The sequence below is a fragment of the Nitrobacter sp. Nb-311A genome (genome assembly GCF_000152905.1).
GTDB lineage: Bacteria > Pseudomonadota > Alphaproteobacteria > Rhizobiales > Xanthobacteraceae > Nitrobacter.
Window position 1 is genome coordinate 1 of the sequence record NZ_AAMY01000008.1, and the last position, 11793, is coordinate 11793.

Below are 11793 nucleotides of genomic sequence, written 5' to 3' on the forward strand. Positions count from 1 at the left end.
CCATCTCCTGCGTCTCCCGCGGATAGGCCCGCACGAACAGCATGCGGCTGTGGCACAGCCGGACATGAGCGACCTTCACGATCGCCGTCACGCCGTTGAGGAGAACGATCTCATGGCTCCAGTCGAACTGGTAGGCTTCGCCCGCCGCAAAGCTCAACGGAACATAGGCCGCCGCGGTCGATTGCCCGCGCTCCTTGCTCCAACGCCTGGCGTAACGCCGTACGGCATCGTAGCCGCCGTCATAGCCGCGTCCGCGCAACTCTTCGAAGATCCGGATCAGCGTCAGCTGTTCGCGAGCCGATTTGGCCGCGTTCGCCGCCAGCAGTTCATCAAGCTCCGCCGCCCAACGCCCGAGTTTGGGGCGCGGCTGGATCGAACGCTCATACTCGAACAAGGTCTTGCCCGACCTCAGCACCTTCCGGACCGTGTTCCGCGACACCTTCAGGTCACGGGCGATCTCCTTGATCGTCTTGCCCTTGATGAAGTGTTCGCGCCGTATCCGCGCAATCGTCTCCACGATCAGCATCCCCGACCACCTGCTTCATGACAAAGCAGGCAGCGCAACAGCCAACCTGTAGGGGGTCAATTTTGGACGCCGATCCCCCGGCTTACGGGGTCAATTTTGCATGCCGAATGACAGATACGGATAGATCGTCATGTCGAGGCGTGGCGGACGCCGCTCGATACGGCACAGCACCAGATGCTTCACGGCATCGAAGCCGACCGCACCGCGCGCGATCGCGTCGCGCACGGCGGCGGCCACGTCGTCGATCTTGAACACCTCCATCAATCGCAGCACCTGCACGAACTCGCGTTTGCCGGACTTGCCCATACGGGCCTCTAACAGGCGGCGCAGCGTCGCGAACTCCTCGGGCAATTGCCAATCGGCGAGCGGAGCGGCCTGGTCGAGCGCATTGGTTTTCTGTTCGATGAGCGCCAGGTAGTGCAGCGGATTGAACACGAAGTCCGCACGCTCGTAGGAGCGCAGATGGCGCGCAATCACCTCGACCCCACAGGAGATGACGACCTCGTGCACGTAGCCACGGACCAGCACCTTCTGGTGCCCATAGGCCGTCGGCACCGAGTAGTCGTTCAGCCGATAGCGCACCAGCGAGAGCGAGTTGACGCTGCCCGGCTTCTTGTCGCAAGCGTCGTAGGGAGCCGGCAGCGGCTTCTGGAAGGTGGCGAGATCGTGCTCCAGGCGCTCACCGATGGTGCCGTCATGGCCGCGCAGTCGGTCCGCAAGGCGCTTCCGACACCCCTCCAGAAGATGCGCGTTCAATGCCGCGAAGTCAGCGAACACGGGGATCGGCACCAGGAAGTTCCGCCGCGCGTATCCAACAAGCCCCTCGACCTTGCCCTTGTCGTTACCCTTGCCCGGGCGGCCAAACCGATCCGTGAACAGGTAGTGCGATTGCAACTCGCTGAACACGCGCGTGCGCTGGCGCTTGCCGTTGCCGAGAATGCGGGCAACCGCGATCCTGGTGTTGTCATACAGGATCGACCGCGGCACCCCGTCGAAGAACGCGAACGCTCGCACGTGCCCGTCGCAAAACGCTTCCGTCGTCTCTGCCGGATAGCCCACCACGAAGATCGCGTCGGAGTGCGGCAGGTCCATCGCGAAGAAGTGGATCTTGCACTCGACGCCGCCGATCACACCGATCGCTTCGCCAAAGTCCGCCTGGGCATGCCCCGGTGGATGCACAAGCGGAACGAACATCTCCTGTGTCCGCTGGCGCCAGCCGGCAACGTAGTCCTTCACGATCGTGATCTTGCCCGTAAACCCGTGCTCGTCGCGGAGCCGTTCGAAGATCCGCTTTGAAGTATGCCGCTGTTTCTTCGGCCGCTCCCTGTCGGCCGCCAGAATCCCGTCAATAACGCCGGTGAACTCGTCGAGCTTCGGCCGCAACGGCGGCTTCCTGCGCACGTATCCTGGCGGCACTGAGAACTTCAGCATCTTCGAGACCGTTCTGGCGTTGATGCCGAACCGATCTGCCGCAGCACGCTCGCTGATCCCCTCGATCAGAACGGCGTGCCGGACCCGCGCGTAAAGCTCCACTGTCTTCATCCCCCGCCCCCTGCCGACTCAGGCAAAGGACTCTAACTGCCGCAGTTTTACTCCGGCGCAGCCAAACCAATCGGCCGTTTCAGTGAGGGATTATTGCTCCGGCTTTTACACAATGCGGTGATCAACCAGATCAAGACTACCGCGTAGGGATTCGTCCTTCAACGGCATCAACCTGATCAACGGCGATCAGCTCAAGCTGGGTGTTCAACGAAACCGGCAAGTCCACCCTGACCATACAGGGCGTGACCTTCGATCCGGCGGCCTCGGCCTGGCATCGCTGGTCAAAGGCACCGACTTCCTCGACAACGCCTCGACTAACAAGGTTTTGGACTCGCTAAACAACGCGTCCGGCACACTGCGCTCGCAGGCTTCGACGAGAAGAACCGCTCCAGTAGCCGGGAATGATCGTCTAGCTAATTTTCAGCGTTCAAGAGCGGCTTAGCAAAGCAAGACGGCACCTGTTTCAGCGGTTCCGTTAAGGTACCTTCTGTGGCGATAAATCCCTGCGAAGGCCCATTGGACAGGGCGGGTGGGAAGCGTTACGGAACGAGCTTTTCAATGCGTCGTCGGTTTTGTCCGCGCACCTGCGATGCGTGCTGATCATTTGCTGCGCGTACACGCTCGTCCATTGAATCGAGCGCTAGTTTGCCGTCCGAGTATGTCAGACCCGCGCCGTCCGCAGCCGCAGGGCATTACCCACGACACTGACGGAAGAAAGAGCCATCGCCGCCGCCGCCACAATCGGCGAGAGCAGGAGACCGAAGGTCGGATAGAGCACGCCAGCCGCGATCGGAATGCCCGCGGCGTTGTAGGCAAAGGCGAAGAACAGATTCTGCCTGATGTTCCTCATGGTCGCGCGCGATAGCCGCCGCGCGCGAACGATGCCAGTGAGATCACCCTTTAGCAGCGTGACGCCGGCACTCTCCATCGCGACGTCGGTCCCTGTACCCATCGCGATCCCGACCTCGGCAGCAGCCAGCGCCGGCGCATCATTCACGCCGTCGCCCGCCATCGCCACGATCCGACCTTGCTTCTGCAGCCTCGCGACAACCGCGCTCTTTTGATCGGGCAAAACTTCGGCTTCCACGTCGGCAATGCCTAGTTGCCGCGCCACCGCCAGGGCGGTGGTGCGGTTGTCACCTGTGAGCATGATCACCTTCACGCCGTCGGAAGCTAGGTCGCGCAGGGCCTCCGGAGTTGAGCTCTTGACCGGATCGGCAATTGCCATGATGCCCGCGAGCTGGCGGTTCACCGCCATGTTGATGACGGTGGCACCTTCCCCGCGTTGACGTTCCGCCTCGGCTTCCATGGCGGAGGTGTCAACTCCCTGAGAGCGCATAAACGCTGCATTACCAAGCAGCACTTTCCTGCCTTCGACCGTCCCGAGCGCACCCTTGCCCACGGGCGAGTCGAAGTCCTGGACGTCGGCGACCTGGATGCCCCGATCCCTAGACTCGTTCACGATTGCGTCGGCGAGCGGATGCTCGCTAGCGCGTTCGACGCTTGCGGCGAGCCGCAGCACCTCGGCCTCGGTGTAATCCGAGGTGGCTTTTACAGCGACAACCTTCGGCCTGCCTTCGGTCAGCGTGCCGGTCTTGTCTATGACAAGGGTATCGATGCGCTCCAGGCGCTCGAGCGCTTCGGCGTTCTTAATAAGTACGCCGGCGTGTGCCCCGCGTCCAACGCCAACCATGATCGACATGGGAGTGGCCAGACCGAGCGCGCATGGGCAGGCGATGATGAGGACGCTGACGGCGGCGACGAGACCGAATGCGAAGCGTGGCGCAGGACCGTACGCCGCCCAAACCGCGAAGGCCGCGACCGCGACCACGATGACCGCCGGCACGAACCAGCCTGCGACCTGGTCGGCGAGACGCTGGATGGGAGCGCGGGAGCGTTGCGCCTGCGCGACCATCTGCACGATCTGAGACAGCATAGTGTCGGCGCCGACCTTCTCGGCGCGCATGATGAAGCCACCGGAACGGTTAAGCGTACCGGCAAGGACATTCCCGCCGACCTCCTTGCTGACCGGCATGGATTCGCCCGTCACCATGGACTCATCGAGCGACGAGCGCCCCTCGGCGACTTCGCCATCAACCGGCACCTTTTCGCCTGGCCGGACGCGAAGCCGATCGCCGACCTGCAGGGCTGCGATCTCTACCTCTTCGTCAGTCCCGTCGGCCCGGATCCGGCGGGCCGTCTTCGGCGCGAGGTCTAGGAGCGCTTTGATCGCGCCCGAGGTCGCCTCTCGCGCCCTGAGTTCGAGCACTTGGCCAAGGAGAACCAGTACGGTGATCACCGCGGCCGCCTCGAAGTAAACGGCAACGGCGTCATGAGCCTTGAAAACAGCTGGGAAGACACCGGGCGCGACGGTGGCGACGATGCTGTAAACCCAGGCGACACCAGTGCCCATTGCGATCAGCGTGAACATGTTGAGGTTGCGGGTCATCAACGATTGCCAGCCTCGCACGAAGAATGGCCAGCCTGCCCAAATCACCACCGGCGTCGCGAGAACCAACTGAACCCAATTCGACAGCGTTTGGTCGATCCAACCGTGGCCCCCGACGAAGTGGCCGCCCATCTCCAAGATGACGACAGGTACGGAGAAGGCGAGGCCGACCCAAAAGCGGCGGGTCATGTCGATCAGCTCCGGATTCGGGCCGGTCCCCGCCGTCGCAAGCTCGGGTTCGAGCCCCATGCCGCAGATCGGGCAATTGCCAGGTCCGACTTGTCGGATCTGAGGGTGCATCGGACAGGTATAGATGGTGCCTGCCGGCGCGTGTGCGACCGGTTGTTGCTGCGGGTTTCCGTTGATGTACTTGGCCGGCTCAGCTTCGAATTTCGTACGGCAGCGTTCCGAACAGAAATAGTAAGTTTGTCCGCTGTGCTCGAGCTTGTAGCGAGCCGTCGCTGGTTCGACCTTCATGCCGCAGACCGGATCAACCGCGCTCGCTGCGGCATGATGATGATGAGTATGCCCGGCATCGTCATCCCCGGCCGAATGCGAATGCCCGCAGCAGCTTCCACGAGCCTCTTCGGATTTGTTATGCTGCTCGTCCATTGCGACTCCATATCATCTCTTGCGGAATGTACCCTATGGGGGTATATACGAACCATGAGGAACGACATCAAGGCTTCGTGCCAGAAACGCTTGAACCGCATCGAAGGCCAAGTTCGCGGGCTGGCGAAAATGGTCGATGAGGACCGGTACTGCATCGATATCGTCACGCAGATCTCAGCGGTCCGTTCTGCCCTCCGGCGGGTGGAAGAACAGATCCTTAAAGATCACGTGGCCCACTGCGTGGAACACGCCATCAACAGCGGCGATAAGGCCGATCAGCGCCGCAAGATCGCGGAACTGATGGACGTAGTGGGGCGGGTGGATAGGTAGCGATGGCGGTGGTCACAAATACCTGAGCGGGATCGAACTGCAGTCCTCGCCGAAATATGCTACTCAGATTAGGTCGGCTTGAAAGGTAAGTAGCCAAATGCGGCTCGTCCGCATCATCCTTGCACTCGCGGTCGCCATTTCGCTGGCGATGTTGCCGCTCGGCGCATCGGTCGCCGTCGGTCACGCAATGCCGTCGAACAACATGCAGAACGCCATGCACATGGCAGATCACGGCGACATGTCGATGGACGATTGCTGTCCGGACAACATGCAGGGAACGATGTCGCACAAGGACGGCAAGTGCGGGATGGGTTTCTGTTGCATTGGCGGAGCCTTCGCGATCGGCGACGTTCGTCCCGGTGCACTCGCGCTCTTCGCTGTCGCCGCGGCAGAGATCGCCATTCCCGTCGATCAGGTCCTGTCCTCCTGCGTCAACAGTCCTCCCTTCCGACCTCCTCGAAGCTGATCTCGCAAAATCCGCGCGCGCACGCTTGCTCGCGCAGACGACTGACGTGCGGGCTCTAGAAGCGCCACGGCGGGAGATCAATTATGAGGACAAGACCATGCTTTCCAAATTCACGACCGCGGCTGTTGCTGCCACCCTTTCACTTGCCGCTTCTGCCACCATGGCAGGCGCCGACGACTACTCTTTCGAGCCGGTCAATCCGGAGATGAAGAAAGGCGACGACGTCACGCTCGCCGTCCGGCTGACCAACAAGCAGACCGGCAAGCCGGTGTCGGACGCCGTTATCTTCAAGACCCGCGTCGATATGGCTCCCGACGGTATGGCGGAGATGGAGTCGCCGGTCACACCGCTGCCCTCGAAGGAGCCGGGGGTCTACGCCTTCAAGACGGACCTGCCAATGGTCGGCCGATATCAGTTGACGCTCTCCGCGAAGGTGCAGGGCGAGTCGGAGACCGTCACCGGCAAGGTGATTGTCAAGGCGACCAAGTGAGCCTCTGGGCGCCGCTCGACGGCGCCCGCAGTCCTCTTTCCGATTCACATAATGCGCGCTTGGGCGCGCTGGATAACGCCATGAACACGCAGCGTCTTCTGACGGCACTCGCACTCACGAGCAGTCTCGCCTTCGGCAGCTTCTGGTACTGGGCCGGCGAACACTGGTCCGTATACGCGACCACCGCGGCGGCCACGGACCGAACTCCGCTCTATTATCGCGATCCGGACGGCGCGCCACTCTGGTCGGCAGGTCCTAAGAAGAACGACAGCGGGCGGGACTACCTGCCGGTCTACGACGACGACAAGGCCACCCCAGCCCCCCTCAAGCCGAAGCAGCAGGCGGAGGATACGTCGCGAAAGGTTATGTACTACCGCAATCCCATGGGCCTGCCGGACACGTCCCCAGTACCGAAGAAGGATTCGATGGGGATGGACTACGTTCCCGTCTACGAAGGCGACGACACCGACGACGGCAGCGTCAAACTATCGCTCGGCAAGATCCAGCGCACGGGAGTGAAGTCGGAGCCTGCCGAGCGGCTTCCGATCCGTGTCTCAATCAAGGCTCCCGGCACCATCCAGCTCGACGAGCGCCGGGTGTCGGTGATCGCGATGCGTGCCGAAAGCTTCGTACAGAAGGTCGCCAACGTGACCACTGGCACCCACGTGAAGGCGGGACAGCCGCTGATGGAGATCTACAGTGCGGCGGTTGCCTCCGCGGCGGCGGATTATCTGGCGACGATCACCTCAGATAAGGTGGGCCAGGTAGAGAAGTACAGGAGCGGGTCGCGACAACGGCTGACAAATCTGGCCGTGCCAGAGCAGGTCATCTCCAAGATCGACAAGTCTCATGTTGCGCCAGTGACCGTGCAGTGGTCGTCGCCGCGCGACGGCATCGTGCTGGAGCGCAACGCCATCGAGGGGATGCGGGCCAATCCGGGCGACGTGCTGTTCCGGATCGCTGACATCTCGGCGGTCTGGGCTTTGGTCGATGTTGCCGAACGGGATCTCGGCAGCATCGAGGTCGGCCAGCCGGTTTCGATACGCGCCCGCAGCTTCTCGGGCCGAACCTTCTCGGGAAAGATCTCTGTCATCTATCCTCAGGTGAACCGCGACACGCGCACGGCCCGCGTCCGGATCGAGCTGGACAACCCGGACTTCGCGCTGCTGCCCGACATGTACGTCGATGCCGAAATCGACACCGCGGATGGTGCGCCGGTGCTGGCGGTGCCGGAGAGCTCCGTGCTTGACACCGGCAGCCGCCAGGCCGTTCTCGTCGATAAGGGCGAGGGGCGTTTCGAACCGCGGGTAGTGAAGGTCGGCCGTCGCGGCGGCGGCTTCATCGAGATCAGAGACGGCCTTGCCGCGGGCGAGGCGGTAGTCACCTCGGCCAATTTCCTGATCGACGCGGAAAGCAATCTGAAGGCCGCGCTCAAGGGTTTCGCTGAGGCGACGCAGCAGCCGTCGAACGGCGCGTCAGACGCGATGGGAGATCATAAATGATTGCCCGCATCATCGCGTGGTCGGCCCGCAACCTGGTGCTGGTGCTGTTCGGCACGGGTTTCGCGGCCGCCGCCGGCCTGTATGCACTTGTTCATCTTCCGCTGGACGCGATCCCCGATCTCTCCGATACGCAGGTCATCGTCTACACTGAGTACCCTGGGCAGGCGCCTCAGGTCATCGAGGACCAGGTCACGTACCCGCTGACGACGGCCATGCTGACGGTGCCGAAGTCCAAGGTGGTGCGCGGCTTCTCATTTTTCGGCGTGTCGTTCGTTTACGTGATCTTCGAGGACGGCACTGATATCTACTGGGCGCGGTCGCGCGTCATGGAGTTTCTAAACGGCGCCGCCTCGAGACTTCCGGCAGGCGTCACGCCGACGATCGGCCCAGACGCGACCGGCGTCGGCTGGGTGTACCAGTACGCCGTCATGTCCAAGGAATTGAACCTGGCGGACACGCGCACGATTCAGGACTGGAACCTGAGGTTCGCCTTGGCCAAGGCGGAAGGCGTGGCCGAGGTCGCTAGCATCGGCGGCTTCGTCAAGCAGTACAACGTCGTCCTTGACCCGCAGCGGATGCGCGATCGCGGCATTAGCTTGCAGAAGATCCGCGACGCGATCCGTTCTAGCAACGCCGACGTCGGCGGCCGCACCGTCGAGCTCTCGGAGTTCGAATACGTGATCCGCGGCCGGGGGTACATTAAGAACATCAACGATCTCGGCAACATCGTGCTGAAGACAAGCAACGGTACACCCGTGCTGCTGCAAGACGTAGCCCATGTCGAGCTCGGCCCGGACGAGCGGCGGGGCATCGCCGAACTCAATGGCGAGGGCGAGGTCGCGAGCGGCATCGTGCTGCAGCGCTTTGGCGTCAACGCTCTCGACGTGATCGAGAACGTCAAGAAGCGCTTTAAGGAGATCGCGAGCAGTCTACCGAAGTCCGTCGAGATCGTGCCGGTCTACGACAGGTCGAACCTGATCTACTCCGCCATCGACACGCTCAAGCATACGCTGTTGGAAGAAAGCATCGTCGTCGCGCTGGTCTGCATCGTGTTTCTGCTGCATGTCCGCAGCGCGCTGGTCGCGATCCTCATGCTGCCGGTCGGCGTGCTGATGGCCTTCGGCGCCATGAAGCTGTTGGGGCTAGGATCCAATATCATGAGCCTCGGCGGCATCGCGATCGCGATTGGTGCAATGGTGGACGCCGCCATCGTCATGATCGAGAACGCCCATAAGCACCTCGAACGGGCCGAGCCCGAGCAATCGCGGGTCCAGGTCCTGATCGACGCGGCGTCCGAGGTAGGGCCGGCACTGTTCTTCAGCCTCTTGATCATTACCGTGTCGTTCATGCCAATTTTCACTCTAGAATCACAGGAAGGTCGGCTGTTCAGCCCGCTCGCGTTCACCAAGACATTCGCAATGGCCGCCGCGGCCCTGCTGTCAGTGACCCTGGTGCCGGCGCTGATGGTGATCTTCGTCCGCGGCAGGATCGTTCCGGAGCACAGGAATTTCATCAACCGCTTCCTGATTTGGATCTACCGGCCCGTGATCAAGGCCGTGCTGCAGGCGAAGACCCTGGTGATCCTCGCCGCCGTAGCGGTACTGGCTGTCACGATCTGGCCCGCACGGCAGCTCGGCACCGAATTCATGCCGACGCTCAACGAGGGCACGCTGCTGTATATGCCGACGACGCTACCCGGCATCTCTGTCACGAAGGCGGCCGAACTGATGCAGACGCAGGATCGGATCATTAAGTCGTTCCCGGAGGTCGCCTCGGTCTATGGCAAGGCGGGACGCGCCGCGACCGCGACCGATCCGGCGCCAACCGAGATGTTCGAGACAGTGGTCAACCTGAAGCCGAAACAGCAGTGGCGTCCTGGCGTGACCCTCGACGGCCTGGTCGCCGAGATGGACAAGGCGCTGCAATTCCCCGGCGTCTCAAATGCGTGGACGATGCCGATCAAGGCCCGCATCGACATGTTATCCACCGGCATCCGCACGCCGGTCGGCATCAAGGTTATGGGCACAGATCTGGTCGAGATAGACCGCCTAGCCAAGCAGATCGAGAGCGTCATCAAAACTGTGGCCGGCACATCGTCGGCCTACGCCGAACGGGGCATCGGCGGGTACTATCTCGAAATCATCCCGGACCGCGAGGCACTTGCCCGTTACGGGATCCTGGTCCAGGACGTCCAGGACACCATCGCGGCCGCCCTTGGTGGGCAGACGGTGACCACGACTGTGGAGGGCCGGCAGCGCTTCACGGTGAACATGCGCTACCCGCGCGATCTCAGGGACAATCCAAAAGCTATCGCTACCGACATCCTGGTGCCGATGCCCGCAGGCGGCGCCGTGCCGCTCGGCGAAGTGGCCAAGGTTGAGCCGGCGCGGGGACCGACGTCAATCCGAACCGAGAACGGACAGCTCGCGACCTACATATACCTCGACGTCCGTGATCGGGACCTGGGCAGCTATGTCGCCGACGCTCAGCGCGCCGTTACCGAGAACATCCAGTTTCCCGCCGGTTACTATGTGGTCTGGAGCGGTCAATACGAATATCTGCAGAGGGCTGCCGCTCGCTTAAAGATCGTGGTCCCGGTCACGCTCGCGGTCATCTTTCTGCTGCTGTACCTAAACTTTGGGGCGATGACTGAGACCCTGATCGTCATGCTCTCGCTGCCCTTTGCCCTGGTCGGCGGACTTTGGATGATGTGGTTGCTCGGCTTCAATTTGTCCGTCGCCGTCGCTGTGGGCTTTATCGCGCTCGCTGGCGTCGCCGCCGAGACCGGCGTCGTGATGCTCATTTATCTCGATCAAGCGCTTGCCGAGATGAAAGCTAGGCGCGACGCCGAGAGCCGAATGTTGACTCGGCAGGATCTCCACGATGCCATTATGCTGGGTGCGGTCGAGCGTGTTCGCCCCAAGATGATGACGGTCGTCGCCATCATGGCGGGCCTTCTGCCTATCATGTGGAGCACCGGCAGCGGATCGGAGATCATGCAGCACATCGCGGCGCCGATGATCGGCGGGATGACCTCCTCGACGCTCCTCACCCTCATCGTGATTCCGGCGATTTTTGGCGTCGCGAAGGGGCGCGGACTACCCCGCGACGGCAAGGCCGCCGACACGCTGTCGAATGGTACTCCGCAAAACGTACCAAAGGCGGCATGAGCGAGAGTATCGAGCAAAAATAGATTTCCAGAGAGCATGACTTGCAAATGCAGCGGCCGCCGGCAGCAATATTGGCGTTGCAGCCATTCTCCACAAGGCTTTAGCCAAGAAAAGCGAACAGCTAGCCTGGCGGACTTCGATCGTTGATCTCATGAAGGCACTTGATGTCGATTCTAACCTGAGCGCTCCAAGGAACTGGCGAAGGATCTGGGCTATCCAGGCGACATGAATGACTCCGCGACGATGAACATTTGGCTGCATAAGCAAATGATGGCACAGCCGGCGGCTAACGGCGGCAAATTACTGCCGATCTTACCCGCGCAGCTTAGCGAGGGTTCGCATCGTTATTCATTCCAACAGGAGTTCGGCAAGTGGCGATCGGTACTGTGAAGTGGTTCAACGGGCAGAAGGGCTATGGGTTCATCGAGCCTGAGAGCGGCGGCAAGGACGTGTTCGTCCACATCTCGGCGGTCGAGCGAGCAGGCCTTGGTTCGCTCAACGAAGGCGACAAGGTTTCCTACGAAGTGGTGACGAACCACGGCAAGGAAAGCGCGGAGAACCTTCGGGTCGGTTGATCATTGACCCGGCGAGCTGAGCCGGATGTACGCTCGCTCGCGATGTGGATGGCCCCGGGCAATGCTTCGAGCCATTTGCATGTTCGGGTGACGTGATGGCGGCGCTCTCCCGCCTCCAAACCATTTTTTAA

General features: G+C 61.9%; 8 protein-coding genes and 3 pseudogenes. 8 read left to right on the plus strand and 3 right to left on the minus strand.

All coding sequences use genetic code 11. The features are described from left to right. Positions 1 to 526: pseudogene (locus NB311A_RS04190) on the minus strand (IS21 family transposase); the annotation flags it as partial. Positions 527 to 616: 90 nt separating this feature from the next. Continuing rightward, positions 617 to 2068, minus strand: coding sequence for an IS21 family transposase (istA, locus tag NB311A_RS04195; protein WP_009797212.1), 1452 nt, complete (start codon positions 2066 to 2068; stop codon positions 617 to 619). Between the two features lie 108 nt (positions 2069 to 2176). On the opposite strand from istA, the pseudogene NB311A_RS22400 reads away from it, so the two are divergent. After that, positions 2177 to 2441: pseudogene (locus NB311A_RS22400) on the plus strand (flagellar protein); the annotation flags it as partial. 288 nt (positions 2442 to 2729) lie between these two features. On the opposite strand, the gene NB311A_RS04200 reads toward NB311A_RS22400, so the two are convergent. Next, positions 2730 to 5129 (minus strand): heavy metal translocating P-type ATPase, encoded by a 2400-nt coding sequence (locus NB311A_RS04200; RefSeq protein ID WP_009797213.1) that lies wholly within the window; start codon positions 5127 to 5129, stop codon positions 2730 to 2732. Positions 5130 to 5183: 54 nt separating this feature from the next. Here NB311A_RS04200 and NB311A_RS04205 point away from each other — a divergent pair, with 54 nt between their 5' ends. From NB311A_RS04205 to NB311A_RS04235, 7 genes and pseudogenes are all read left to right on the plus strand, one after another. Then, on the plus strand, positions 5184 to 5459 hold the full coding sequence (locus NB311A_RS04205; protein WP_009797214.1) for a metal-sensitive transcriptional regulator: 276 nt from the start codon (positions 5184 to 5186) through the stop codon (positions 5457 to 5459). A gap of 97 nt (positions 5460 to 5556) precedes the next feature. Then, entirely contained in the window at positions 5557 to 5925 is a 369-nt protein-coding gene (locus NB311A_RS04210) for a hypothetical protein (protein WP_009797215.1), read from the plus strand. Between the two features lie 97 nt (positions 5926 to 6022). Beyond that, the gene (locus tag NB311A_RS04215; RefSeq protein WP_040673956.1) at positions 6023 to 6415 is read left to right on the plus strand and encodes a FixH family protein; all 393 of its coding nucleotides are present in this window, start codon (positions 6023 to 6025) and stop codon (positions 6413 to 6415) included. Between the two features lie 80 nt (positions 6416 to 6495). Next, positions 6496 to 7917, plus strand: a complete 1422-nt coding sequence (locus tag NB311A_RS04220) for an efflux RND transporter periplasmic adaptor subunit (protein ID WP_040673957.1) — start codon at positions 6496 to 6498, stop codon at positions 7915 to 7917. Next, entirely contained in the window at positions 7914 to 11087 is a 3174-nt protein-coding gene (locus NB311A_RS04225; RefSeq protein WP_009797218.1) for an efflux RND transporter permease subunit, read from the plus strand. The genes NB311A_RS04220 and NB311A_RS04225 overlap by 4 nt, the downstream gene beginning before the upstream one ends. Before the next feature lie 58 nt (positions 11088 to 11145). Further along, positions 11146 to 11477: pseudogene (locus NB311A_RS04230) on the plus strand (DUF3597 domain-containing protein); the annotation flags it as partial. After that, positions 11459 to 11662: a cold-shock protein gene (locus NB311A_RS04235; RefSeq protein ID WP_040673935.1), complete on the plus strand. Its 204-nt coding sequence runs from the start codon at positions 11459 to 11461 to the stop codon at positions 11660 to 11662. The pseudogene NB311A_RS04230 and the gene NB311A_RS04235, both read left to right, overlap by 19 nt. The last annotated feature ends 131 nt before the right edge of the window (positions 11663 to 11793 follow it).